28 protein-coding genes and 1 pseudogene are annotated in these 23272 nt (G+C 66.0%); 1 reads left to right on the forward strand and 28 read right to left on the reverse strand.

Features of this window, described 5'->3' with window-relative positions; all coding sequences use genetic code 11:
- Positions 1 to 36: 36 nt before the first annotated feature.
- The 3 genes from ABFX54_RS10050 to ABFX54_RS10060 are packed head-to-tail and all read right to left on the reverse strand — an operon-like array spanning position 37 to position 3270.
- Positions 37 to 348: a DUF6262 family protein gene (locus ABFX54_RS10050; protein ID WP_346103467.1), complete on the reverse strand. Its 312-nt coding sequence runs from the start codon at positions 346 to 348 to the stop codon at positions 37 to 39.
- Positions 345 to 2228: a tyrosine-type recombinase/integrase gene (locus ABFX54_RS10055; RefSeq protein ID WP_346103469.1), complete on the reverse strand. Its 1884-nt coding sequence runs from the start codon at positions 2226 to 2228 to the stop codon at positions 345 to 347. Before ABFX54_RS10055 ends, ABFX54_RS10050 begins: the two co-directional genes overlap by 4 nt.
- Entirely contained in the window at positions 2176 to 3270 is a 1095-nt protein-coding gene (locus ABFX54_RS10060) for a tyrosine-type recombinase/integrase (RefSeq protein ID WP_346103471.1), read from the reverse strand. Before ABFX54_RS10060 ends, ABFX54_RS10055 begins: the two co-directional genes overlap by 53 nt.
- 99 nt (positions 3271 to 3369) lie before the next feature.
- Here ABFX54_RS10060 and ABFX54_RS10065 point away from each other — a divergent pair.
- Positions 3370 to 4512: pseudogene (locus ABFX54_RS10065) on the forward strand (IS1634 family transposase); the annotation flags it as partial.
- A gap of 219 nt (positions 4513 to 4731) precedes the next feature.
- Here the strand turns inward: ABFX54_RS10065 and ABFX54_RS10070 are convergent.
- The 25 genes from ABFX54_RS10070 to ABFX54_RS10190 form a co-directional block, all read right to left on the reverse strand.
- On the reverse strand, positions 4732 to 4998 hold the full coding sequence (locus ABFX54_RS10070) for a hypothetical protein (protein WP_346103475.1): 267 nt from the start codon (positions 4996 to 4998) through the stop codon (positions 4732 to 4734).
- 305 nt (positions 4999 to 5303) lie between these two features.
- Positions 5304 to 6047: a hypothetical protein gene (locus ABFX54_RS10075; RefSeq protein WP_346103477.1), complete on the reverse strand. Its 744-nt coding sequence runs from the start codon at positions 6045 to 6047 to the stop codon at positions 5304 to 5306.
- Positions 6048 to 6247: 200 nt separating this feature from the next.
- The gene (locus ABFX54_RS10080) at positions 6248 to 6700 is read right to left on the reverse strand and encodes an AAA family ATPase (RefSeq protein ID WP_346103479.1); all 453 of its coding nucleotides are present in this window, start codon (positions 6698 to 6700) and stop codon (positions 6248 to 6250) included.
- The gene (locus tag ABFX54_RS10085; protein ID WP_346103480.1) at positions 6697 to 7878 is read right to left on the reverse strand and encodes an RNA ligase; all 1182 of its coding nucleotides are present in this window, start codon (positions 7876 to 7878) and stop codon (positions 6697 to 6699) included. The genes ABFX54_RS10080 and ABFX54_RS10085 overlap by 4 nt, the downstream gene beginning before the upstream one ends.
- Before the next feature lie 314 nt (positions 7879 to 8192).
- Entirely contained in the window at positions 8193 to 8711 is a 519-nt protein-coding gene (locus tag ABFX54_RS10090; RefSeq protein ID WP_346103482.1) for a hypothetical protein, read from the reverse strand.
- A gap of 30 nt (positions 8712 to 8741) precedes the next feature.
- On the reverse strand, positions 8742 to 9242 hold the full coding sequence (locus ABFX54_RS10095) for a hypothetical protein (RefSeq protein WP_346103484.1): 501 nt from the start codon (positions 9240 to 9242) through the stop codon (positions 8742 to 8744).
- Positions 9243 to 9442: 200 nt separating this feature from the next.
- Positions 9443 to 9727: a hypothetical protein gene (locus ABFX54_RS10100; protein ID WP_346103486.1), complete on the reverse strand. Its 285-nt coding sequence runs from the start codon at positions 9725 to 9727 to the stop codon at positions 9443 to 9445.
- A gap of 686 nt (positions 9728 to 10413) precedes the next feature.
- The gene (locus ABFX54_RS10105) at positions 10414 to 10740 is read right to left on the reverse strand and encodes a hypothetical protein (RefSeq protein WP_346103488.1); all 327 of its coding nucleotides are present in this window, start codon (positions 10738 to 10740) and stop codon (positions 10414 to 10416) included.
- A 125-nt stretch (positions 10741 to 10865) separates the two neighbouring features.
- Positions 10866 to 11180 (reverse strand): hypothetical protein, encoded by a 315-nt coding sequence (locus ABFX54_RS10110; protein ID WP_346103489.1) that lies wholly within the window; start codon positions 11178 to 11180, stop codon positions 10866 to 10868.
- Between the two features lie 36 nt (positions 11181 to 11216).
- A complete protein-coding gene (locus ABFX54_RS10115; RefSeq protein ID WP_346103491.1) occupies positions 11217 to 11630 on the reverse strand; it encodes a hypothetical protein in 414 nt (137 codons plus the stop codon).
- A 165-nt stretch (positions 11631 to 11795) separates the two neighbouring features.
- Positions 11796 to 11990 (reverse strand): hypothetical protein, encoded by a 195-nt coding sequence (locus ABFX54_RS10120; protein ID WP_346103493.1) that lies wholly within the window; start codon positions 11988 to 11990, stop codon positions 11796 to 11798.
- A gap of 103 nt (positions 11991 to 12093) precedes the next feature.
- Positions 12094 to 13005: a DNA-processing protein DprA gene (gene dprA / locus ABFX54_RS10125; protein ID WP_346103494.1), complete on the reverse strand. Its 912-nt coding sequence runs from the start codon at positions 13003 to 13005 to the stop codon at positions 12094 to 12096.
- Between the two features lie 229 nt (positions 13006 to 13234).
- Complete coding sequence (locus tag ABFX54_RS10130; RefSeq protein WP_346103496.1) at positions 13235 to 13714, reverse strand: hypothetical protein; 480 nt, start codon at positions 13712 to 13714, stop codon at positions 13235 to 13237.
- 21 nt (positions 13715 to 13735) lie between these two features.
- The gene (locus tag ABFX54_RS10135; RefSeq protein WP_346103498.1) at positions 13736 to 14488 is read right to left on the reverse strand and encodes a hypothetical protein; all 753 of its coding nucleotides are present in this window, start codon (positions 14486 to 14488) and stop codon (positions 13736 to 13738) included.
- Between the two features lie 465 nt (positions 14489 to 14953).
- Positions 14954 to 15247 carry a hypothetical protein gene (locus tag ABFX54_RS10140; RefSeq protein WP_346103500.1) on the reverse strand — a complete coding sequence of 98 codons (294 nt, stop codon included), beginning with the start codon at positions 15245 to 15247 and terminating at the stop codon, positions 14954 to 14956.
- 290 nt (positions 15248 to 15537) lie between these two features.
- A complete protein-coding gene (locus ABFX54_RS10145) occupies positions 15538 to 16230 on the reverse strand; it encodes an Lsr2 family DNA-binding protein (RefSeq protein ID WP_346103502.1) in 693 nt (230 codons plus the stop codon).
- Positions 16231 to 16465: 235 nt separating this feature from the next.
- Complete coding sequence (locus ABFX54_RS10150; RefSeq protein WP_346103504.1) at positions 16466 to 16858, reverse strand: hypothetical protein; 393 nt, start codon at positions 16856 to 16858, stop codon at positions 16466 to 16468.
- Between the two features lie 129 nt (positions 16859 to 16987).
- A complete protein-coding gene (locus ABFX54_RS10155) occupies positions 16988 to 17734 on the reverse strand; it encodes a hypothetical protein (protein WP_346103506.1) in 747 nt (248 codons plus the stop codon).
- Between the two features lie 317 nt (positions 17735 to 18051).
- Positions 18052 to 18402: a hypothetical protein gene (locus tag ABFX54_RS10160; protein WP_346103508.1), complete on the reverse strand. Its 351-nt coding sequence runs from the start codon at positions 18400 to 18402 to the stop codon at positions 18052 to 18054.
- A gap of 164 nt (positions 18403 to 18566) precedes the next feature.
- Positions 18567 to 18905 (reverse strand): hypothetical protein, encoded by a 339-nt coding sequence (locus ABFX54_RS10165; protein WP_346103509.1) that lies wholly within the window; start codon positions 18903 to 18905, stop codon positions 18567 to 18569.
- Positions 18906 to 19753: 848 nt separating this feature from the next.
- Positions 19754 to 20155 (reverse strand): DUF6197 family protein, encoded by a 402-nt coding sequence (locus ABFX54_RS10170; RefSeq protein ID WP_346103511.1) that lies wholly within the window; start codon positions 20153 to 20155, stop codon positions 19754 to 19756.
- Positions 20152 to 20661, reverse strand: a complete 510-nt coding sequence (locus ABFX54_RS10175; RefSeq protein ID WP_346103513.1) for a DUF4262 domain-containing protein — start codon at positions 20659 to 20661, stop codon at positions 20152 to 20154. Before ABFX54_RS10175 ends, ABFX54_RS10170 begins: the two co-directional genes overlap by 4 nt.
- The gene (locus tag ABFX54_RS10180; RefSeq protein WP_346103515.1) at positions 20654 to 21976 is read right to left on the reverse strand and encodes a vWA domain-containing protein; all 1323 of its coding nucleotides are present in this window, start codon (positions 21974 to 21976) and stop codon (positions 20654 to 20656) included. The genes ABFX54_RS10175 and ABFX54_RS10180 overlap by 8 nt, the downstream gene beginning before the upstream one ends.
- 78 nt (positions 21977 to 22054) lie before the next feature.
- Entirely contained in the window at positions 22055 to 22534 is a 480-nt protein-coding gene (locus tag ABFX54_RS10185; protein ID WP_346103516.1) for a hypothetical protein, read from the reverse strand.
- Entirely contained in the window at positions 22531 to 23211 is a 681-nt protein-coding gene (locus tag ABFX54_RS10190) for a hypothetical protein (RefSeq protein ID WP_346103518.1), read from the reverse strand. Before ABFX54_RS10190 ends, ABFX54_RS10185 begins: the two co-directional genes overlap by 4 nt.
- Between the last annotated feature and the right edge of the window lie 61 nt (positions 23212 to 23272).

The following is a 23272-nucleotide window of genomic DNA, read 5'->3' on the forward strand; positions in this document are numbered from 1 at the left end:
ATCTTCAGACTTCGTGTTGGCGGCGTAGCGCTGTCGTCAGCTGGCGCGATCGGCTCTTTCGAGCTTGCGCAGGTGTTCTTCGTGGCGGCGGACGTTGGCTGCGACGGCTTCCAGACTCTGGCGGAGTTGGTCGATCTGGGTGGCCAGGCCGGTGAGGGTGATCCGGTCACCATGAAGATCGCGGTGTTGCTCGATGAGCTGGCGCAGGTCGCGATGCCGGTAGAGGGTGGTGCGGCTGAGCCCGGTGCGGGTGGCGACGGCGGCGAAGGTCACGTGTTCACCGGCGCGGATGAGGCTGGTGCAGGCGTCGCGGACGGTGGTGGGCAGGTCGTCGGGCTGATCGGTCATGACACCTCAGTGTGGGCCATGTGCTGGTCGAGCCGCTCCAGCAAGCGCTGGTGGCGGGCGGCTTCCTCGCCCCAGCCGCGGGCTTCGGCGTCGGCCAGGAGCGCGGCGGTATCGGCGCGCTGCGCGGCGAGGACGGGCAGGAACGTGGCGTCGGTGCGGAAGTTGGGGCAATGCTCGCAGATGTGGGCGTAGGCGCAGCTGCCCTGCGCGGCGGTTCGCAGGCAGTAGCCGCCGGCCAGCCGGGACTTCAGCAGCGGGGCGTCGGTCCAGCTACTGCTGGTGCTGGTGATGTCGGTGATCGGCAGCATGGTCGGCGGCTTGCCGGGGTTGGCAGGGCTGCCGAGCTGGGCCTTGACCTGGGTCAGAGCGCGTTCGTAGTCGGCGCGGACGGTGGCGTCGAACAGCCGGGCATAGCGCAGGCTCATCGCCGCCGAGGTGTGGCCGAGCATGACCATCAATGCCTGCAGGGAGCAACCAGAGTTGATCAAGGCGGTGGCCCAGGTGTGCCTGAGCTGGTGCGGGGTGGTCTTCGGCAGGCCTGCCGTTTCGGCGGCGCGGGCCAGTTCCTCGCGCAGCGCGGCGGCCGAGACGCGCTTGCCGAGGTGGGTGAGCAGGAACTCGGTCGGCCGTGCCGTCTTGGGATGTGGCAGCGGCCGTGTCGGGGAGCGGGTCTGGGCGATGCGGTCGATGAGGGCGAGGGTGTCGTCGTCCAGGGGCACCATGCGTTCGGTGGCCAGTTTGCCGAGCGGCACCTTCAGCCATGCCCCGGTGTCGGGGATCTCGTGGACGCAGTCCAGTTCCAGATCGCGCAACTCGCCGACGCGCAGCCCGGTGGCCCGGGCCAGCGGCCGGGGCAGCTTGGGGATGTCGCGGGAGAAGATCAGCCGCCTCGGTGGCGCGTCGGGCCAGCCCCACTCGGTGATGTCGGCCAGGAAGCGGCCGAGGGTGATGATGCGGCTGCGTTGTTCCCCGGCGGAGATGGGCTGACCGCCGCGCAGTGTCCGGGCGGTGGCGACCGCGGCGAGGTAGGTCTCGATATGCCGTTGCCGCTCAATGCCGGCCAGGCAGTCCAGATCGGGATCGATGACGGCCAGGTGCCGGCCGAAGTGCGCCAGGCGGATCGCGATCCCGTCCACCGTGGAGGGGGCGTGGGTGCCGGTCAGCGCGGTGGCGTAGTCCTGCAACCGACCGGCCAGCCAGGCCGGGACGCCGCCGAAGTGGTGGGCGTGATCGGTGTGGTCGGCACGGCGCCGGTTGGGCGGCGTCACGGGCACGACGCCCAGGTGGAACAGCACCGTCCAGGCGGCGTGCAGGAAGCCGCGATCATTGCTCCAGTCCCGGCCGCGGCGTTCGGCTCGGGCGCGGAACGCCGCCTCCAGCTCCTGCAGGTCGCTCACGGTCAGCTCGTGCAGGCGGTGGCCGGTCTGGATCAGCAGCCGGGCCAGCACGCGTTCGGCTGCCCGGGAACGCACGTGCGCGGAGAACCCCAGTTCGGTGGCGGCCTGGATGAACCCGTGCAGGTCCTCTTCCAGCCGGGTTCGGCGCGCCAGATCCACCAGCGCGGCGAATTTGCGCTCGGCCAGGTAGTCATAGCCGGGCCGCAGCAGGTCGTGCAGCAGCAGGAAGGTGATGAACGGCCGGGTGTGCTGGTCGGCGGCGAGCATCACGTCGAGCTGTTTGGCGGCGAAGGACTGCACGTCGGGCCAGCGGCGCAGGAAGGCGGCAGCGGCTGTGGCAAAGCATCGGTTCCCGCGGCCTCGCTCCGCCAGCCAGGCCGCGTACTCGCCGAGCAGATCGGCGGGCGCGGGCGTGAGCCGGTGGCCGGGCTCAGCCCTGGCGGCGTTGGCGGGCGCGGGCATCGTCATAGGCGGCGCGGACATGAACGGGAGCCAGATGCACATACCGGGCCGAGGAGTCGACGTGATCGTGGCCCATCAACGCCTGGATCACCGCCAGATCGACACCCGCCTCGGCCAGCGCGGTGCCGAACGAGTGCCGCAGGGCATGGGGATGGCCCGCGGCGACGCCGGAGCGTGCCCGGTGATAGCGGAAGATCGCCCGCAGGCCCTCGGGTGTCAGCGGCCGTCCCCGGTGCGGGCCCTTGGCCACCACGAACAGCCGGTCCGTGACGGTTCCGTCGACGGCGGCCTCGGGCCGCTCGGCCAGTAGATAGGTCTGGATCAGCCCGGCGACCTCGCCGTCGGCGGGGACGCGGCGTTCCTTGTCGCCCTTGCCGATCACGCGGACCCAGCCGCGGGGAATGTCGACGTCGCCGACCTTCAGGGCGAGGATTTCGGCCGAGCGCAGCCCCGACAGCAACATCAGGCCAGCCATCGCCCGATCCCGCCAGGAGCGGAAGCTGTTCAGCAGCGCGTTCGCCTCGATCGCGTCCAGCCCTCGCGGCAGCCGACGTGGTTGGCGCACCCGCAGCCTGGACGTCGGCTTGGCGGTGGCCAGGTGTCCCAGCAGCCCGCCGCGTTCGACGCGGACCGTCCGGCGGCGTTCGGCTCCCTTGGGCACCGGGTTGACCGTGTCCGGATCGCGCATCGACCGGAACTCGAACATCCCCGAGATCGCCACCATTCGCCGGTTGACTGTCGCGGCCGCGTACCCGGTGTTGCGGCCGTCTCGGATCGAGTACACGTTCCCGCCGGGACGCCCGCGGAACGTGGCCGTCCGGCAGTGCGCCAGATAGCGCAGCAGCACCTCGGTCGTCACCACGCCGAGCGTGGTGTTCTCGGCCTGCAGCCAGCGGCAGAACGCCAGCAGGTCGAACGCATAGGCACGCACCGTCCGGGGCGAGTACCGCCGGTCGGCCAGATAGCCGAGATAGTCGTTCACCAGCGCGAGCTCGGTGGCGGCCGGTCCGGACAACGCCCAGCCGCCGTTGCGCTCCTCAACGCGAAGATCGCTGTCGGTCATAGGGACATGTAACCCCGCCAGCCACAACCTTCGGCAAGTATCCCCAGGTCAACGGCGTGTCGCCGATGATCACCAGCCAAGGATTAGCCGGTTAAAGGAGACACCACCTCCACCTACTTCGAGATCGACGAAGGCGACGAGCCGATCGCCCGCAACGGCCGCGGCGCCCCACTTGCCGACCCGGGCTCCCAAGACGGCAACGGCGCGGGGGACGAGCCGGTGATGAAAGGCTTCCGTTCCCGCGGCAAGTCCAAGGATCACCGCGACGACCTGCCGCAGATCGTCATCGGCATGGCCGTCACCCGCGATGGCATCCCGGTCCGCGTCTGGTCCTGGCCCGGCAACACCACCGACACCGCCCTAATCCGCCAGGTCAAGGACGACATGCGGGACTGGACCCTGTCCAAGATCGTGTGGGTCGGTGACCGCGGCTTCGCCTCCGCCGACAACCGCCGCTACCTGCGCCAGGGCGACCACCACTACATCATCGGTGAACGGCTGCGCTCAGGCTCGGCCGAGGCCAAGGCCGCCCTGTCCCGCCAAGGCCGCTACCAGGACGTGGCCGAGAACCTGAAGGTCAAAGCGGTGCGGATCGGCGAGGCCGACCGGTTCGTGATCTGCTTCAACCCCGACGACGCCGAACGCGACGCCGCCATCCGCGAGCGCCTCATCGCCCAATTGGAGGAGGTGATCGCCGACTCGGACCGGCTGAGCGCCACCAAACGTGCCGAACTCCGCGGGGTCATCTCCACCAAGCCCGGCCTGAACCGGTATCTCCGCACCACGCCGAACGGGCTGCTACGCATCAACGCCGCGAAGATCAAGGCCGAGGCGAACCTGGACGGCAAGTACCTGCTGCGCTGTTCGGACCCCAAGCTGCCGGCCGAAGACATCGCCATCGGCTACAAGCAACTGCTGGAGGTCGAGCGAGGCTGGCGCGACATGAAGCAGGTCATCGACCTGCGCCCGGTCTATCACCGGCTGGAGGAACGCATCCGCGCCCATGTCATCTTGTGCTGGCTGGCGCTACTGCTGATCCGCATCATCGAGACCACCACCGGCTCCACCTGGAGGCGCATCCGCGACGAGTTCGACCCGCTCACCGTGGCTACCTTCACCGGCCCGACCGGCACCTTCCGCCAGCGCGCCGAACTGACCAAGCCTCAGCGCGACATCATGGCCAAACTCGACATCTCGATTCCGAAGAAGATCGTCGAAGCCACACCCGCCGCCGACGCCTGACCAGGCACAAGACGCACGCCTAGTGACACGCCGTATCAGCGTGCCCGCAAGCGTTTTCGCAGCTCAGACCGCAGATCTGTGTGCTTTTCTCGCTACACATCTGCGGAACGCGGGACCCGCTGGTGACACCCAGGGCGAGTCCTTCCCCGGGGTCGATGTCGACTCGGTCACCCGATGCGCCGCCACGCTCGGTCCTGCCGGAATAGAGGCCGGTGGTCATCAGACATCGTCTCTGAGAGGTCCTTCGACTTTGTTCTCCGCGATGGGCACAATGACGCAGTTACCGAGGTTGTCACCCTGGAGCCGGTGGAGATGCCCGCCGGAAAGGTCGTGTTTGAGGTCCACCCACACCGTGGTGAGGCCGTGATGCTGGGCGTAGGCGTGAATCTCGCGAGCCAGGTCCTCGTTACCGGCTGCGGTGATGGTGAGAGGCTCTATGCCGCGGCTGGTGCCGATGCGTTCGAACGCGATGAGGTAGCGGGCCATCCGGTGTCATCTCCGTTTATTGCAGACATCGAGTTCGAAGGAATCATTCAGTACGGCCAGCACCTGATCCTGTACGTCGGCCAGATGCGGTGGGGTGAGCCCTCGATGGCCTCAATTGCGTCGTAGGCCGTACGGTTGTCCTTGCGGGGCCAGGTCCTCATGCCACCCATTGACCAGCAGGGTGACGTGGCCGTCCGGCGCGATGGGCGTGGTGAGGATTACGGCAGTGGGAAATGGGAGTCGCCGCCCCGTGCTCGCTCGACACGGATGGTCGCCGTTTCCGTCGCGAGTCGTGCTCCTTGGGGTCAGCCCAGGAGAATCCGGATGACGACACTGGGATTCCGTATGTCCGGTTTCTGGGCGGGTGGAATCACATGTTCTGAGCGTGGCGGTGGGCGGCGGCGAGCGCGGCGTCCCGGTCGAAGCCGACCGCCGTGGGGTCGAGGTCCTCGATGACGAGCGGGATCCAGGTGTCGTCTCGGGTAAGGACCTCGCCGGCCTTTCGCACGAACCACCAGGTGCGGGCAGGGTCGCCGGACCAGACGTCCAGTTGGCGGCTGAGATCGCTGGGGGTTGCCAGCGTTGCTGGCGTACGGGAAGCCGAAGATGAGGGCGTGGTCGAGAGGGTCGAACGGCTGAGGAAAGCCCCTGCGGCGTCCGTGGATGCGGATGGCGGCAACGATGAGCGCGGCGGCGGTTTCGGCGTCGCGGGCACGGCCAGCGGGGAGCTCGAAGTCGAGGAGCGTGGTGCTGGGCAAGGGGATGTCCTCGTCGGAGGCGTCCAGGTAGGTGGCGGTGACGTGTCCGGGGAGCTGATGCTCGTACCGGTGGGAATGGTAGGCGATGCTGGAGCCGACCCAGTAGCCGCTGGTGCCGTCGCCTTCCCAAGCGAGCCAGGCGAGGGTGTGGCTGTGCTCGAAGTCGGCGGTCAGGCCGGGGATATCGGCGACTTCCTGGATAAGAGCGGCACGAAACGCGGTGCGGTGTTCGGCCCAGATCTCGTCCATGCGTTCGCGGCTGGTGCCAGTGGCCGGGGTGGAGGGGATCATCGGGCGCGGTCCTTTCGGCGGGTCGGAGAATGTAGGTGCGACGCACACATACGGGCCGGTGATTCGGATCCCAAGGTGGTAGCACAGCCATCGGACGGTCTTGTCTTGGCAGATCTCGTCCCGGCAGGAGGGATAAGGCGATGCAACCTCGCGAGTACAAGGGCGGGCCGACGTGGAGGATCGGCTTGACCGGCGGGTCCTCACCGACGCGGGACAGGTCGTGGGGGTTGTGGCCGCTTGGCGAGGAGGGCACGGTGCATGTCGCGGATGACGTGCTCACCCACGGACCGGGGCCGAGCGGCGTCTCGCTGGATACAGACACCCAACGGAACATGCGTGAAGTCCTTCACCTGCACACTCGCACCCACCTTGGCAGCGAGTTGGTGCAGGTGGTGGCCGGTGCGCTCGGGCAGGTTGGTGTCGTCGCAGACGACATCCACCCCCGACCTGAGCAGCTCGAGAATTATGCTGTCTCGGATGGCGTTGATGTGCTGCTCCGTGGCACCCTTGACGAACTCGCCGCCGTGGGCCATGTCGCGCAGGTCGTCCTTATTGACACGGACGCGGCCACCGACGTCCTGAGCGACCCATGCCTTGGCCCATGTGGACTTGCCGGAGGCGGGTAGGCCGCGCGTGTAGATGAGGGTGCTCATGCCATCGCCTCCTCCTGGACGAGCCAGGGGAGATCCGCGTCCGGGTAGAAGCGGACCCAGAGTTGGGCGGCGATGTCCTCGTCGCTGATGGCCTTGAAGACGAGGCCGTACTCGTGGTGGCCGGCGACTTCGGCGGCCATGGCCTTGCGGTCATCTCCGTACACGTAGCGAGCGAGTTCGGCGTACTCAGCCACCTCGCGGGCAAGCGCATCCACACTGCTGGTCAGGTCGGCGACAGTACGCTGCACCCAGGCGTGGAACTCATCCGGCACATTGTCGAGCAGCCGCTCCAGCCAGTTCGGGCCAACTGCGAGTCGCTGCTCAGCGCGGCGCGGGTCGAAGTGCAGCAGGCTGGCCCACTTCTTGGGCTGGTCAATGAGGTGCTGACAGGCGTTGACCGCCAGATACTCCCAGATCGTGCGGGCGCTCGTCCTGGTAAGGACGGAATGCAGGGCGAGGTAGTCGGCCTGCTTGAGCTTGAGGGTGAGACCCTGAACGGGCAGGTGAATCACGAACCCCTCCGCGTTCGGGCGGGGCCGAGCCGCGAGTGCCTCCCCGAGGGTTCGATACGGGAACTGCTCCGCCACGCGGCCGGGCCAGTCGATGAGGCCGGGCAGCATGAGCAGGCCCGTCTCGTTGTTGACCGCGCCGAGGAATACGAGGTCGTCGAGATCGCCGTAGTCCAGGACTATGCGGTTAGCCGGGTAGATGATCTCGAACAGGTAGGTGAATGTCGGATCGATCACCACCTTGTCGGCGAACCGCTCCCGCCACACGTTGGTAGCGTGGATGGCTTGAGGGCTGGCGAACGAACCGCGCGTGGCGATGGCGTGTTGGCCGTCGCCGGTCGGGTACAGGATGCCTAGCGAGCCGTCCCATTTTTCGCAGACGTACGCGGGGATGTCCATCGGCAGACCCTGGTTGAGCTGCTCGTAGTTGAAGAACTTCGGCAACGGCCGAGCAACGACGTCGCCAGTGCGGACGTTGATGATCAACCCCCGACACTGTCTGGTGACCTTGTCCCATGCGCCTTCGGCCTGTGTCTTGGCGGTGTAATTCAGGATGGCCAACGGCAGGGCGGGGTGGGCTTGTTCCAGGACATAACCGTGCTGTTTGGCCTCAGCCAGTTTCCTCATGTCCATGAGGTCGACCAGGCGGAGCACCGTGGGTGTGAGCATGGGGAATTTCTCCGCGGTAGGACGCCGCGGCCGCAGGACAGCGTGTGCGGAAGAGCCTCGAATGGCAGGCGTGGACGGGTCGGTGACTGCCGGGATCCCCACGAGGCTGCTCCTGCGCGCGACGAATGTCAGCGGCCGCGGCAAATTGCGTCAGAGGTTCGAAGAGTTCAGGTCAGACGTGCTTCGCGAGCAGGCTGACCATGTCGCGACCAACGTCGTGACCGTGCATCGAATGCGCAGGCTTCCGGCCACGCCACGCGGCTTCAGGCTAGAAGTGCTATCGGTTCAGCAGGGCTTCGGCGTACTGAGGCGAGCTAAGCAACGTTGGCGACAAGCGAGATCGGAGTATTGATCTTCATCGGTCGGTCGAACTGGAGATAGTCACCCGACCAGGTCACCAGCATGCCTTCGGGGGTGAAAAAGAAGATCCCCGGTTCGCGGTTTCCGTAGGTGGCGTCGTCGCCCGCTGCGTTCACGAGTTGCCAGCAGGCTGACGACCCGCATAGGTCGCGGTACTCGTAGTCGGGCAGGAGCTGGGAGTCGGCGGACGACACCTTGCCCTTGGCGACGAAGTGGGCAACGACCTTGCCGTCCATCGACAGCAAGTAGATGTAGGACAGACGCTTGGGGTCGCTGTCGCGAATGAGCTTCTCGCGGACGTTGATCCGCTCGGTGGGATTCTTGGCGACAACGTCTTCGGGGAACGGGACGGCAGCCTGCGCCGCCTCGAAATTCTCCCGCTTCTGCTTCTGGTCCTCGGTCGCTCCGGTACAGCCAGTGAGCAGAACGAGTGCCACTGCACCCGCTGTGATGGCCTTGAGGATCTTCTTCACGGATGTCTCCTTCAGTCGAGGGGTGAGGGGCTAGGCGTCGCAGTCGGGAGTGGCGTCGCCGATGCGGTACGGCAGGGACTTGCTCTTAAACAGGTCCTGCGTCCACTTGCGGGAGTCGGCGTTGTACTGCTCGGCGGCCTTCTGCCGCGTGTAGAGGAAGCCGTCCGCGACCTGGTGAAGACGGCTGGACTCATCGGCGTTGCGGCCGAGCGGGTCAGGCTTGCCCTGCATGCGCTTGTCGTGCGACTCAGCGGCGGTCTTCGCCGTCTGGTACTGCTTGTCCGAGGCGACGATCGCGGCGCACGCGTCGTGGAACTTCTCGTACTGGAACAGGGCATTGTCGGCATTGCCGACGCGCTCACGCACGCCTGCGGCGGTTCGGGCCGGCTGGGTGATCCAGCCGATGACGTAGGCGATCAGAACGATGATCAGGACGACGCCGATGGCGGCGATGAGCCATCGCCATGGCTTCCACCGGAAGCCGAACTCCTCCTCGAACTCCTCGCGGAAGGTGCTCGTGTGCTTGGACATGGCTGACTCCTGTCAGTTGCTGGATAGTTGGGTGGTGAGCCGCCTGGCGCGGCAGGGCCCAGGTCACGGCGACTCAATGAGCGCCAGGCAACGGCGTCTCAGGCGCGGCAGTGGATCTTGCGGAAGGGCCGACCAGCGGGTGTGCTGAATCAAAGGCGCAGTGACCCGGGTGGGATGTCAGAGGGTGCAGAGATGGCCGCTCAGTCGCCGTCGAAGATGTCATCGACGTCGTCGATGCCGTCGCCCTCCTGGCCGGGAACGGTGCAGCCGTGGGCGGAGCCGTAGCCGACGGGCCAGACACCGACGAGGTACCAGCCGGGGTAGCCGGCGTACTGGCGGTACTGCTTGCCGTCCTTACCGGTCCGGTGAGTGATGTGCGGCTGGACGTGGCGGACGGTGGACTTCGCCCGCGGAGTAGAGGTCCAGGTGGGCCTACGGGTCGATTTGCTGGTCGGCTTGTTCGTAGCCGCGGCGGGCGGCTTCACCGTCGTGCTGGCCGACTGAGGAGGGGTCCACGCGGGCGGCTTGACCGTCGTGCTGGCGGGCTTTGAGGGAGTCCATGACTGCGACTGCTGGCGGTTCTGGGGGGTGGCGGGCTGCTGCTTGGTGACGTTGCTCGGCGCCCGGGTTACGGCGGTTGCTGGAGTCGGAAGCATGCGGGAGGCAGCGCACGCGGGTGCTGCATCCACACAAGCGACCAGCACCGCTGCGGCGAGTACGCCGACAGTGGCCGCAGTAACGAAAGAGCGGTTGTCCACGGTGGCTCCGTTCAGTTTGGGTTTCGGGCGTTCAGGCAGACCCGCGGCCAAGAGGTCCCGCGACGTGGGTGAGGTCGTCGTGGCTACGGGTGGCGGCCTCGACGAGCACGCCAAGAGACCTCGGGCCCCGTTCGGGTTACTGCTTGTGGAACTGGCGAAGGTTCCTGTGCGCTTGGGGAAATGCGCAGCGTCTGGGACAGCAACAGCGCCAGAGCTGGCTACGCGTGCGTGCCTGCGAGGTGTTTCCGAGCGATCAGGGACTGTGTCGAGGGCCGGGCAGCGCGTGCGGCATGGCCGCTCCTTGCGTCGCTGAGCAGGAACGGCCCCTCCGATCAACGGAAGGGCCGTGATAGTTCGGGCTGCGGCGACGAAGGCTGCCGTGAGGGGTGGCGGCTAAGAATCGGAAGGATCGGCTAATGGAGGCTTGCCACGCCGTGGTGGTGCTGGAAGACCGGCGGTTCAGTGATCACCTGGCCGGTGATGTTGTACTCCCGTGCTGTTGCCTGGCAGGCCTCGCGGGTGCGCCGTCGGTCGGGACACCAGCCCTCTCCTCGAATGTCCTTCCGGTCTGGCTTGGGGTGAGTGAACTTGACCCCGAAAACGTAACCGGGAGCGTCGGGGTTGACGCGGCGCAGCTCATGCGTCCAATGCCAATCCCGCAGTTCATCGGGGTTCTCGGGCCTATTGTTCCGAATGTTGGTGATCTGCCAGACGAGCTGGTCCTTGTTGGTACGGGACATGGTTCTCCACGGGTACTGGCAGAACGGTGACGGTCAGGCGAGCGCACGTCGCTCGCCGGCGGTGGGGTGGCGTCGGTTTGCCGCGGCATGCACGGCTTACCGGCCCGGGCCCTTGCGGCGGTCGGTCAAGGCGTGGCTTTGCCGCGACTCTCGTCCACCAAGATGTCGAGTATCTCGGCCCAGCACTTGCCCCGGGCGATCAAGTTGATGATGCGTACGGCGAGAGCGTTCTGCCCTCGGTAAGCCTCCGCGGTCGGGTTGCGGCGGCTCGGGTGGGGCGCGAAGCGCCACACGGTGGCAGTGACCCATCCCATCGGATCGGTCACATGCCGATACCAGGCGTACATCGTGGTCGTGTCGGTGTGGTCTTCCCAGTCGGCGTGGGCATCCAGGTAGGCGATGATCGTCTCGTGGTCGGCATCAGCCGGAAGCTGAGTCACTGAACCCCCTGCGTGTAGGCCCGCCTTGGCGTGGATCTAGCGGGACCGCTGCGTTCGAATGAGTTCGTGCACGACCGCCAGGTGTTGTTCCACGGCCTGCTGGACATCAGCAGCGGTTCCGTGTTCGGTGGCGAACTCGACCCACGCCGCAGCCTTCTGTAGGGCAGCAGAGTGCGAGCTGACCAGCGTGCTGGCGGTTGTGCCCGTAGCATCGGCCGGGACGGCCAGGCGCGGGTAGGCATCCTCCAGGCTCCGCCAGATCAGTTCGTCGTCGTGGTCGGCGGCACGCCAGAGGAGGGCGATCTCCTCACCAGGACAGATTTCGGCCTCACCGTGGTGGAGGAGTGCGGCCCACCGCACCGTCACGCGCAGCTCGATATCGCCGGTAGGACCAGTCAGAATCCAGCGCAGGCTCTTGGCTGTGTGGTCGGTGCGGCGAGCGAAGCTCATGCTGGGATCCTTTCGAGCAGGGGCGAGGCATTGGGCTGGTGGCCGCGCGGAGCGTCGGGCCGGTGGCTGGTCTGGCACGCGGGCGGGTCTGGTTCCTGGATCAGCAGGGCCGTATGCGTTGTCTGTAGCCCAGCAAGGAGGGCTCCGGCCGGTGGAGCGGCGATGTCACTTGGCCCTTCGTCTGGCCGCCCGGTCGAGCTTCTTGGCCGCCTTCTCGAGCTTCTGGGCGTCGTAAATCCGGCCGTTTGCCTCCCACGCCGGGATGACCTCACGCGTGGTAGCAAGCGTGTTCAGCGTGTCCGATCCGTACTTCTGGGTGGCATCGGCCTCGGTGATGCGGGGACGGCGGAGAAAACACATGGCAGGGCCTTTCGTGGATGGGCGGAAATGGGCATGACGAAGCCCTCGCCGTGCCGGGTGCGGAGAGGAGTCGCCAGCACAGCGAGGGCGGAACCGCCGGGGGTTATGGCTGCAGCAGGTCGAGCAGTTCTCTCGGCGCGGACACGCAGCGTGCGTGACCGCGGCTCATCAGGCGATGGCAGCCGCGTGACTGCTCAGAGGTCACCAGGCCCGGGACTGCGGCGAGAAGCCGGCCGAGGTCGTGCGCGTGTCGGGCGGTGTTCATGGTGCCGCTGTGTAGCGCGGCTTCCACGACCACCGTGGCTCGGCTGACGGCCACGATGCGGTTACGGGAAAGGAAGCGATGCCGGGCAGGGCGTACGCCGATCGGGGCCTCGCTGACCAGCGCTCCGTGGGCCATGATCGCCTGGAACAGGCGGCGATGGCCGGAGGGGTATGTGATGTCGACTCCGCTGGCCAGAACCGCGATCGTCGGGCCGCCCGCGGCCAGCGCGCCACGGTGAGCGGAATAGTCGATTCCACGTGCGCCACCTGAGATGGTGTTCCATCCGTTGCTACCAAGGTGACCTGCGAAGTTGAACGCGACCTGCACTCCATAGGGGGTGGCTGCGCGAGCCCCCACGATCGCGATCGATCTGTCGAACGCCGGAGCGACGTTTGCCTCTCCCCTCACCCACAGGGCATGCGGTGCGGCCGCACCGAGGTCGTTCATCTGCGCCGGCCAGTCTGGGTCGCCGGGTATGACCAGGTCGGCTTCGAGTTTCTGGCCCGCCTCTAGGTCGGCCTCCGGGTTCGCCTTTGCTAGCGCGGTTCGCCACCGCTGGCATGCCTGGGCCCAGTCCGCGGTGGGCTTACCCTCAGGGCGAAACGCATCGAGATTGTCGCCCGAGCGGAGCGCTTCGACGACTCCCGTCGGGGTGAGCCGGTGGACCAGCTGGCCCATGCCGGTGTCCCCGGGCGTGGAGATGCGAAGAAGGATGAGACGTGCGAGCAGGTCGTGATGCTCCTGCGACATGAAGCCTCCCAGGCAGAAAGATTCGCCATGAAATGGAAGGCAGCCGGTTGAGGTTCGGCGCCTGGGTCCTCTCGCCAGCGGGTTCTCGGAGCGTGTCAAGGTCCGCCGCAGGCGTGGCCTTGACACGCGGAGAGGTTCCGCTGGAGACCCATGGAAGGCGCCGGGCCCGACTCAGCACCGCGGTGTTTGCTGGGTCGCCTCTCCGCTTCGGGCGGTGGAACGAAGCGATCTATGTGGCCGACAGAGGCGGTTGCGCGTAACCCTCGATGGCGTACCCGCTGGGCTGGAACGCCACCTGGACTTGCTTGCCATCCGACTGCTCGGCGCAACTCCAGGAGGAGTGGAGGAAGTTGAGCGCGTCGCGTGGATCTCCGTCGCGGCCATAACGCACTCCGGCGAGGTACGACGAAAAGGCGGCAGCAGCTCGCTTCTGCGCCTCGGTCATGCCGGGCAATGGGGTGTAGGTGCGCGAGTTGCCATACATGATGCCGGGGGTGTACCAGGTCGTTGCGATCTCGGATAGGACGTCGTAGTCCGATTCCTCGGCGGCACGGTGGATCCGCTGCGCCAGATGAGGAACGTCAGCCACGGCACCGGTGCCATACCCGGCCGCTAGCAGCGCGTGAGCAACGCGCACGGCTGCTCTGTGCAGTTCGTGCGGCAGGTATTGCTCTGCCGCACGGCGAGTGATGTGGTCCCGTACTCTCATGCGTGTCCATGAACTTGACGTTCAGACCAGGCGAAAGGCGCTGCGTGCACGCTGCGCTCGGCGCTCGGCGACCTCGGTGACCCACCTCTCGTACCGAGCGCGGAACTCCAGATCGGCGGGGGTATCGAGGTTGGGATGGCGGATGTGCCGGGGCTGTAGGTGCTCAGGACATCCGGTGCCGTCGCCGGGGCTGTGGGCCGCGGCCCAGGCGAAGCCGCACGCACACGCGGCGCGGTCGAAGTCAGGGTCGTCCTTACTACCGATGGCACGCCCGCCGGGGGTGTACCCATAAGGAGGGATCTGCTGTTCGGCAGCGGTCTTCCACTGCTGGAACCCTTCCGGGTCGATGACGGGATCGGGCCCGTAGTGCAGCATGGTCCTGACGTACAGATCTCGGCGGGCGGCGAAGCTGGCCCTCCGATCGGTGTGACTGCGAGGAGCGCGGAAGGGATTGAGGTCGGCAAGAGTTTGCTCCATCCGAGCGTCGGCCAACTCCTCGGCTTGCAGGCATCGTTCCTTGACGGAGAAATACAGGGAGAAGCGATGTGGGCTTCCCTGGTAGCACACGGTGCAGCCGCAGCAGAGGAAGCGCCAGCCGTGCAACTGGGTAAGGGAGAGCTGATGGGTAGGTGTGCTCAGGGAACCCATATCGCGATCTGCTCCGGGACCGGATGCGTCGCGATCAGGGTCCGGAGCTGGAGATCCAGCCGTCAATGGTTCCTCCTGATGGGTGCGGACGTGGCCGTGCAGGGCAAGGCGGGCGACCTTCGGCATGTGCGCGCTGTGGAGACATCGATACACCGTTTGCCCTGCTCGAATAGCAGGTCGCTGTGGGCGCGCGAAGTATGGTGGTGCGCTATGCAGCGTGCTCGCGTTCCAGCCCAAGGTTCGAAATGAGGTTGCGCAACGGTTCATCGTGCCCTGCTCGACGGGGCGGAGGAGTCGTACGGTGTCGGGCGCACACCCAGCGGCGCGTACTCGCGAAGTACAAGGCTGGCCGCGCGGCCGCAATCTCTCGCTTTGACCGTGTGTCCGCTGGTCGTGGCGAACCCCCGGTGTGGTGGTGCGGCCGGCCCGCCACGACTGTCGCGGCCAGGGCTTGCACTGGGAAGCCCCCGCTCTGAAGAGGATGAAGTTACACGTCCCGATTTCCTCGATGTCTGGGCAGGCAGGGCCGCCAGGACCTCCGGTAGAGATCATCTTTGGTAGCCCACCCGGGCACAGTTTCCATGACGCTTCTTAACCTTCGACGCTGGTGAGGTCCACCACGTCGACCTCACCGAGCAACGTGTAGCCCAGGGATGTTAGGAGGTTTTGCAAACCCTGTTCGAACGCCTCCTTCCCGTCGGTCTTGCCGCCGCGTATCTGCAGCTCCTGCCACTGCTCATCGGTGATGGCAGCCAGGTCAATTTCTACCTGGCATGCGTCCTTCGGTCGGTCTGGAGTGATCGCGTACCCGGCGCTCCACTCAGGATCGGCCTCGGCCCGCCCCGATAGGGATATGACGAACAGCCCGTTTCTGAGGTCGCTCAAGATGGGTATGCCTCCGGACGATGGAGGTCGAGAGTCTGCAGCACGGCGAGCTTGGTCATCACGCCTCTTTGCCCCGTGGAGAGCTCGTCTACTGGGTGACCTGCGCTTCTGTGGACGGGCCGCGCTCGGCGGCTCATCATCGGTGGCGCGCAGCCGTTCGTCCCGCCAGCACCTGAGACCGGCCCAGCCGTAGTCATGCCGGTGCGGGATCGTTGGCACTGGCTGGCGTGGTGGGAGTGCTACATCGGGTCGATGTGATCAGGGTGTTGCTAGCGCGCATGCCGGGTTGTTCAAGCGGTTCGTTGCTGATGGGCGGCCTCGTATTGAGCGCGAATGTCTCGGGAGATCTGGCCGCGGTCACTGACGGGGAGACCCCGAGTTTTGGCCCACTCACGGATCCTGCGGTCGCGTCCACGGTCGCCGCCACGGGAAGCGCGCGTGGTGCTGGCACCCAGTGCTTTGGCCTGCTCGCGGGCGGCGAGCAGTTCCCGCTTGAGGTCGGCGACGCGCTTGGCCGCGGCCTGCTTCGCAGCTTCGTGCTGAGCTGCGGCGGCCTCCTGCTCAACGACGCTGTTGTAGGCGGTGCGAAGCTTGTCCAGGGCCTTCATGGCGCTGTTGAGCGCGGTCCGCACCTTGTGATCGTCGCAGGTGGCGGCGGCGGCGAGCAACTCGCTAGCGCTGAGCTGCTTGTCCTCGCTACCGATGATGCGGGGCTGGCCGGTCCACGTGGCGGCCAAGGCGACGAGTTCGGGGTCCAAGACAGGGGTGAAGTCGTCGCGACTGGAGTCGGTGGCACGTTGGTTGGTGGGGTGGATGGCCCACCCCTGTTTGCGGGCGAGGTCAACGAGACGGTTGAAGGGAACCCCGGTGGCAGCGGCAGCGTCCTTGGGCGTATGACCTTGGGCGAGGAATAGCAGCGCGCGAGCGTAGGCTGCCGTGATGCCTGGCTGTTTAGTGGGTGGGGTGACCAGAGCGGTCGTCATGCTGAGGTGTCTCCTCGAAGTGGAGATGAGCGCGTGGCGCCGGCCAGGGTGAAATCGATCTGCGGGGTCCGGCCGATGGCTGGGCTCAGCGAACGACTTCCGGCGATCCGTAAGACAGCGCGAACAGTCGAGATCTTTCGGCCGAAGCGGTGAGGTGAGGGGCCGGCGGCAGCGGTATGGGGAGCCGGGGGAGTGCCTGGTTCACGACGATGGGTCAGAACAGAGAATGCAGTGCTCAGAGGTCGGCCGAGCGGTCGACGACGTGAATCGCTACATCCCAATCGTGACCGTTGAGGGTGTGGTGCTCATTCGCCTCGACCTTGACACTGACCGGTATCACGAAGACGCTGGTCTCGTTGTCGGGCAGTTCCTCACCGAACCGAATGGTCCGGCCGCCCAGCTGGAACTCTCCGTCATCAAGGATGTCAATGATGTCCGGGTAAACGTCCGCGCCGTCGGCGGCGCAATCGGCGCATGACAGCCAGGGGCACTCACCGCGATCGCCTTCGACGGTCCAGAGATGGCCCGTCTGCCGGGCGGCGCACTCTGCGATCCGGCGCTGGCCCTCGGCATACCAGGCGGGCGGGGCACTGTGATCGAATGAGTCACTCACCGACACGAACTGCACAGTGGCCCCTTCGCCGGGTTCTCGGTGGTTCGCCGGCCAATGTCCCATGACGGTCGGCCAGCTGGTGCTGAAACGCGGGCTGGGCCCGCAGTCCATTCGGGCGAGGCCATCGTGAATGGCCATACGCTGCTAAGTTGGGGGTGCAACTGGACGTGCTCCAGAGCGCTGATCTCCTGGACAGGCGATACGCTCCATGTGAGCCCAGACCACGGTTTCGGCGATATCCCACTCGAAACCGCGTTCCCCGGAGTGATGCACGACCTGATACGTACCCGGTGGAATGTCCACGACGGTGTCGCCATAGCCGAGCTTCGCCGGATCGCCCCCTCGAGTCTTCCACGCTTGGAAATCAACCATCGAGTACGCCCACAGATCCGTGCAGATCTTCGCCAGTTGGGTGTCTTCGGCGATCGATGGATTGTCGTCATCGTCGTACGTCGGGGTGGCGATGATGTAATTGTCCGGGCCGGTGCGGTAGAGGCCGAGCCCACAATTACTTGCCGGGCCGAAAGCGCATCCGATGGCGGCCATCGCTTTGATCGCTTGAGCCTTGCCGATGGCCGAGCTATAGCTGGCGAAGTTCGTGTCATACCAGTCATAGATGGGACGCAAATCGTCGGCAACCAGGAGCTTCCCAGACGGGATGTTGAACGTGATCGTGGTGGTGATACCGTCCGGATAGGGACAGGGGTCCCGCACCGCGACCACGGCCTCGGTGATGTTGAACGTCGGCCATTGGTCGCAGAAGGCGCAGCGGTAATGGTCCTCACCGAAAACGACCAGTTGGCCACCGATGTCCAGTCGGAGCACCTCGAGTTCGCTCTTGCGTGAAATGAGGTGGCCGTTGGCTTCCAGCGGAAGCCGGTAGATGCTCATGCGCGCCTTTCGAGGTCGTGAGCCGCGTAGTTGTGCAGGCCGTCACGTTATCGGCGGCGCCACTTTGCGGCGTGAATGGCTCGGGGTCGTGATCTACGCCGATCTCGATCTTGATCAGGCGCGGTCGAAGTGACCTGCATGCCGCGCTTCATCAAATGCACGGTGTTGGTCGGCTATGACAATTTCTGAGTCGTGCGTTCGTTGTCGCAATACACGGTGACGGCGAGATTGGTCGTCACACCTCTTTCACTCATAGAGCGCCTTCTCGGATGAGGGCCTGGCCGTAACTCTGGTGGACGGGTTGTGACAGGTGCTGGCTACTCAGTGGCGCGCAGTCGCTCCTCCCAGCAACTCTCATGCCCGACCCAGCCGCCGTCGTGCCGGTGCGCCATCGCCCTGTCGGCGAGCTTGCCGCAGACCTTGCAAAGCACCACCTTGGGGTACAGCGAGCACCACGGAGCATGGTCGATATTGCACATGGCGGAGTTGGCATCGTTGATCCACTCCTCACACTCGTTGCAGAGAGTGGCAGTGCCTGGAGTGGGGTCGAGTTCCTTGGCCTGTGCCTCGGTCAGCTCATTGGGAGCTGAGAGCGGAACCCAGTACATGGTGGCGGTCGGCTGGCCCGCAGTATCATCGTCCTGCTCATAGAAGACAGGCCGGGTCATGGCGCTAATTGGTTCTCCCCCTTGCGGCTGCTCCCGAAGAGCGGAACAGCTCTCCGGGTACTGACTTCTTGACGGCGCTCGTGGATGCTGTCGGATGTGGGCGTAGGTGACGACTGCTGCTGCGGTCGCTAACCCCCACACCCGAGCGATGATCAAAACAGCGGTCACGATGTGGTGATCGACGGGTACTCGTACACGAAGACGCTCTTGATTCCGTCCGCCATCGCGTTCGCCTTGGAGGGTTTGCTCCAGGTGCCGCCGCCGGCCCAGGGCTTGCACGCTCCCGCCTTTTGCCACCCGTCGAAGCGGTAGAGGTTCCCGGTTTTGCCCGGCAGCGCGTAGCTGACCGCGGCTTTGACAGGCCAGTAGTCCCAGCGAGGTCCCAGATAATCTCGCCAGAGCCGCAGCATGACCCGCATGATTCCCGGATGCGCCGGATGACGTGCTATGCGGGCTAGATCCACGACTTCCTGGCGCGCGAAGCCGGCGGCGCGCGCGCCCACCGTGGAACCGGAAACGGCGACGGCGACGGCTTGGCCATCAATTGCCAGACCCCATGCCTGGTAGCCGAAAGGGCGGGTGTAAGGGCCGAGTGGGTGGTCGAAGGCGATGAGTAGTTCGTTCGCCTGCCGTTTGGTGAGCGGGGCGAAGAACAGAGGATCTGCCTGCCCGCGGTTGCAGCCCGCTGGCCACAGTGTTCCGGGCAGGACGAGTTGCTGCTGCCCGCCAGCGATGTGGATATGACGGGCTGAGTCGCCAAGGAGTTCCTCGGTGTCTATGGGTTTCCTTCCTTGGCGAATGCCTGGATGGGCATCGCGCCTGGGACGTGTTCAGGTTTGGGTCCTGGGAAAGGATCGGAGGTGGTTGGCCATGGCTGGTCGAGCTCGTGAAAGCTGGCAGCTACGGAGCGCAGAAACTCGTCGTGGTGCTCACTTTTCAGGTCGTCGAAGGAGGCATTGGGTGGTAGCCGTCGAGCATGTCGTAGATGTGCGCGGCGTGGTCGCGGACGCTCTCCTCGCTCACGGCGTTGCCGACGTATCCAGGCGATGAGTCAGCAGGCCTGTCGAAGGTTCCCAGTATCGCCGCTTCTCCTTCCCGCACGCGGGGCACGCCTTAGGGATGGTGGGGAGCTTGGTCCGGTCCTCGCGCCGCCAACGAATCGTCTCGCGGCACAGCGCGCATTGGCCTGACCACCTGAACACTACGCCGGTTAAGAGGGCGCGGCTTTCCGGAGGTGTAGGTGATGGTGGGTGCGGGTGCTGTGGCGTGGTCGTACAACACGATGTCGGTCCTCGGGGAACGCCTTTCGGCAGGAGGGAGGAAACGAAGCGGGGGCCAGCCAGCCCGGGTTCTACGCGGCGGCCGCCCGCATCGTCGTGGCAAGGGAGGACGCTGTCTGGCCAGGCTTGTCCGCCCAGTTCGGGCCGATCACGTTAATGGCTTCGCCCACTTCGATGTCGCCGATGCCCCCGTCGTGGGGCGGTTCGGCCAGCCGGTGCTCGATGAGATAGGTGGCCAGGAGCACTGCGGCCTGCCGTGAACGTTGGGCGCCGGAATAGCTGCTGGTGATCTCAGACGGGAACAGGCCGGCCGCGGTGGCGATCGCGCCGATCGGGCACACCCGGCACTTGCGTGGATCCAGGAGCAGGGTGGCGGCCTGGCCGCGGTCGTACCAGCCGACCTGGTGGAGCCCATTCGCCTCCTGCACGTCGGCTGCCTTGAGCAGGAGCTCTATGGCCTCGCGCAGGATCACGTCGCCGTCCCCGGCTCGGGGTTGATCACAGGGTCGTTGGGCCAGCCGCCGGGCCAGGGCTCCCACAGTTGGGGCTGGTCGATGCCGAGTTGGTGGCCGGTGTCCCAGGGGAAGCGGCCTTCCTTGTCGGCCATGACCACCTGCATGGTGGCGGGGTCGCTGCCCCAGTAGGAGCGCGCGATGTTGAACAGGTGCGTGTCGTGCCACGTCGGATCGACGGGGCGGAGGTTCAGGACCGCGGGGTCGTGGCCGAACTCCTTTGCGAGCAGGGACGGGTTGCTAACGTTGAGGCCGCGCCTCACGCACGTGCCGATCCGGTTCAGTACGGTGCCGCCGGCATGGAAATTGATTCCCGTGATGATGAGCTCTGGATGCCCGCGGTCGCACAATCCGATCGTGTAGATCCACGGCGTCGTCGGGTCACCGACGCCTTGCAGTGCCCAGCCGACATTCCGGATGTGATCGGAGATCGCCGCCCTCAACACTGGCCAGTGCCGATCACTCATCGCCTCGTGTTGCCTTTCGGTAGTCGGCGGTGGTGGTGGCCACCTTCGTGCGGGTGACCTGAAAGGACGCGATCCAGGACGGCTCCCCCTCGTCGATGTCCTGCTGCCAACGCACGGCGTAGAGGATCTTGCAGGCGTTGCAGAACACCGGGTTCCCGTCCTGTTCCACCTCGTCATCATCGGTGTCGGGAGGGGCGGGCAGGCGCGCCCACCGGTCGCAGCAGGGCGCCGGCGCAATCCACTGGCCACTGCGGATCTCCTCGGCCTCGCGCAGCACCGCTCGCCCTGGCTCCAATAGTTCCGCGACGATGTAGGAACTCGGGCCAAGGACCGGCAGCGACGCTTTCTCCGGTGGAGACTCGCCCTGTCGGGCCACCACGTCGAACCCGGCCATGCGTAGCCTCTCCACGACGTTCACGGCCGCCTCGTCCGGGTCGAGTTGGTAGACGATCGCTGCCTCCCCGTCCTCATCCTCCTCACTGTTCGAGCTCCACGAGCTGCTCGACGTCTTCAGCGCCTGCCGGACGATGTCGACAATCAGGGGATCGCTGCTCATGCCTGCCACCCACGCGGGGAGCCGCTCGCCCTCGGCGCGGTCCTGAAATTGCGCCGGCAGCGGGGCAGGTATGTCTTGGCGCTGATGGACCGGCTCAGTGTCCGCAGGATGGCCCCCTCCGTTAGGAGGAGAAGCAAGCCTCCGGCACAAGATGGTGGAGCCATGGTGTCCGGTCTGAGGTACGGGGACGATGATCTGACTCGCTGACGGGAAGAACTCCTCGATGTGGTCGTGGTAGTAGCGGATGACCGCGTCCGAAGGGATGCCGATTCGCCGGGCCAGCGCATGTTCGGTCTCGTCGGCGCTGAGGAGGATGAACGTCCACAGGGGGCGCCTTTTGCTCTGCTGTCCCTCGATCAGCGCGCGGATCGAGGACTCGTTGAACACCTCAGAGGCGTTCTCCTCAGCGTCGGTCAAGACGACGGTGAGAATCTCGTCGGGCCGGAACGCCTTGGGCAGGCTGCGAACGAAGCGGCGGGCCCGGTGGATGGTGTTCCCGACCGCATCCAGCAGTGCCGTGTCCCCGCGAGGCGTCAGCGTGAAGTCGGCCACGCGCGACAGCTCGCAGTTGGCGAACAACGTCTCAACCTCGTGGTTGAACTGGGTCAGGGACACTGTGATCAGGCCGTCGGTGTGGCTCTGCTCGAGCAGGAAGGCGCGCACCACCCGCTCTGTCTCGTCCTTGCGCGGCGCCATGGAGGCCGACCGATCGACGACGAGCTCGATGTGCCGCCAGCCGACCGGGTTGATCGAGGTCAAATGCTCTCCTAGCCATTGAGATGAAGACGTCCATCCGCGGTCGGCGGATGGACGAGGCGGCCGCAAGGAAGCAACAGGTCAGGTGCCGCGATGTGGGGATACGGCTCGGCGATGGCGCAACCGTGCCCAGCGCAGGAGCGCGGCGGGCAGGAGGAGAAGACGGGACGACTGCGGTGTTCCAGCCGTCGGATTCTCGGCCGGAACGGCGCTCAATACCGCAAGCACCGCTGGCGATGGCTGATGCTTTGCCGCCTCATCGGTGATCCACTCGGGCCATTCCGCCCGCGCGTAGAACTGGCTGCCGACAAAGGCGTTGTGACCGGTCGGGTGCTGCTTACCGGTCAGAGCCTCACCTCCGACCCGCCAGGTGACATCCCATGTGTCGGTCTGGTCCGTGGCAGTGTAGGTGAGTTGCAGGAGGACGGGCCGGAGCCAGGAGTTGTAGGCCCGGTCACGGCACACCATCGGCTTGATGTGGTGTACGGGAATCTCGATCCGGATCTCCAGGCGGGTTCGGCGGCCCGATGGGACGGAGCTCTGAGTGTCGACTCGCTTCACGTGATCCCCTTTGCGAGCACCTGCTGGAGGCACAACTCGACGAAACGGCGCCGCTTTCCTGAGGCGTCGAAGGTGTCGTGGCCGTACAGGGCGTCGGCGATTGCGCCGACGATGCGGGTGAGGACCTCCTTGTCGCGGTGCTGGGAGCGAGCTTCCCCATGGGCGGTGTTAAGGGCGAGGGCGACGAGCTGAACAGCGTCGGTCATCTGCTGGCTGGCGTCGGTGGCACCGGTGCCAGGCAGGGGCGTGTCGGCGTCGGGAAACGGCGGCCCGGCGATGAGCTTGCCGTCCAGCAGGACACGCAGCCGGCCAGATGTGCTGTCGTCGCGGCCGTGCAGATCGACAACGATCATAGCGTCGCTGGTTTGGAAGACGTAGGCGGTCAGCAGGCCGTCGACCTCTGTGTGCGCGATTGGCCAGTCACGGCTGCTTTCCATCAGCTCGACCTCGATGTCAGCGATGGCATCGGGTTCCACGATCGGCCGGCCCGTGGCCTCAATGAGCTGGGAGACCTCGTTGAGGGTGTCCGGATTCCACTGGCCGGGACGGTTGAGCCGGCGGTGGATAGCCTCGACGGCGTCCGTATCACTGATGATGATCGTTCTGCGGGTGGAGGGGATCGACGTCGGGGGCGGCCCCTTGCTGGGTTCGCCGAGATCAGAGGTGTGGCCAGACATAAGACTCTTTCGATGTGCGACAGCGGACTGCCGGAAGGCGCGGCTCGAGCGGCGGGTGCGT

Source organism: Nonomuraea maheshkhaliensis, assembly GCF_039529435.1.
GTDB classification, from domain to species: domain Bacteria; phylum Actinomycetota; class Actinomycetes; order Streptosporangiales; family Streptosporangiaceae; genus Nonomuraea; species Nonomuraea maheshkhaliensis.

What these genes read in the sequence shown, in the direction of transcription:
- dprA (WP_346103494.1), bottom strand. Translation starts at nt 13,005, where the DNA reads ATGTCGCAGGAGCATCACGACCTGCTCGCACGTCTCATCCTTCTTCGC.
- ABFX54_RS10145 (WP_346103502.1), bottom strand. Translation starts at nt 16,230, where the DNA reads ATGACGACCGCTCTGGTCACCCCACCCACTAAACAGCCAGGCATCACG.
- ABFX54_RS10105 (WP_346103488.1), bottom strand. Translation starts at nt 10,740, where the DNA reads ATGTCCCGTACCAACAAGGACCAGCTCGTCTGGCAGATCACCAACATT.
- ABFX54_RS10160 (WP_346103508.1), bottom strand. Translation starts at nt 18,402, where the DNA reads ATGACCCGGCCTGTCTTCTATGAGCAGGACGATGATACTGCGGGCCAG.
- ABFX54_RS10085 (WP_346103480.1), bottom strand. Translation starts at nt 7,878, where the DNA reads ATGCTCACACCCACGGTGCTCCGCCTGGTCGACCTCATGGACATGAGG.
- ABFX54_RS10070 (WP_346103475.1), bottom strand. Translation starts at nt 4,998, where the DNA reads ATGGCCCGCTACCTCATCGCGTTCGAACGCATCGGCACCAGCCGCGGC.
- ABFX54_RS10080 (WP_346103479.1), bottom strand. Translation starts at nt 6,700, where the DNA reads ATGAGCACCCTCATCTACACGCGCGGCCTACCCGCCTCCGGCAAGTCC.
- ABFX54_RS10115 (WP_346103491.1), bottom strand. Translation starts at nt 11,630, where the DNA reads ATGAGCTTCGCTCGCCGCACCGACCACACAGCCAAGAGCCTGCGCTGG.
- ABFX54_RS10120 (WP_346103493.1), bottom strand. Translation starts at nt 11,990, where the DNA reads ATGTGTTTTCTCCGCCGTCCCCGCATCACCGAGGCCGATGCCACCCAG.
- ABFX54_RS10155 (WP_346103506.1), bottom strand. Translation starts at nt 17,734, where the DNA reads ATGAGCATCTACCGGCTTCCGCTGGAAGCCAACGGCCACCTCATTTCA.
- ABFX54_RS10175 (WP_346103513.1), bottom strand. Translation starts at nt 20,661, where the DNA reads ATGAGTGATCGGCACTGGCCAGTGTTGAGGGCGGCGATCTCCGATCAC.
- ABFX54_RS10190 (WP_346103518.1), bottom strand. Translation starts at nt 23,211, where the DNA reads ATGTCTGGCCACACCTCTGATCTCGGCGAACCCAGCAAGGGGCCGCCC.
- ABFX54_RS10135 (WP_346103498.1), bottom strand. Translation starts at nt 14,488, where the DNA reads ATGCCGAAGGTCGCCCGCCTTGCCCTGCACGGCCACGTCCGCACCCAT.
- ABFX54_RS10055 (WP_346103469.1), bottom strand. Translation starts at nt 2,228, where the DNA reads ATGTCCGCGCCGCCTATGACGATGCCCGCGCCCGCCAACGCCGCCAGG.
- ABFX54_RS10050 (WP_346103467.1), bottom strand. Translation starts at nt 348, where the DNA reads ATGACCGATCAGCCCGACGACCTGCCCACCACCGTCCGCGACGCCTGC.
- ABFX54_RS10060 (WP_346103471.1), bottom strand. Translation starts at nt 3,270, where the DNA reads ATGACCGACAGCGATCTTCGCGTTGAGGAGCGCAACGGCGGCTGGGCG.
- ABFX54_RS10075 (WP_346103477.1), bottom strand. Translation starts at nt 6,047, where the DNA reads ATGATCCCCTCCACCCCGGCCACTGGCACCAGCCGCGAACGCATGGAC.
- ABFX54_RS10095 (WP_346103484.1), bottom strand. Translation starts at nt 9,242, where the DNA reads ATGTCCAAGCACACGAGCACCTTCCGCGAGGAGTTCGAGGAGGAGTTC.
- ABFX54_RS10130 (WP_346103496.1), bottom strand. Translation starts at nt 13,714, where the DNA reads ATGAGAGTACGGGACCACATCACTCGCCGTGCGGCAGAGCAATACCTG.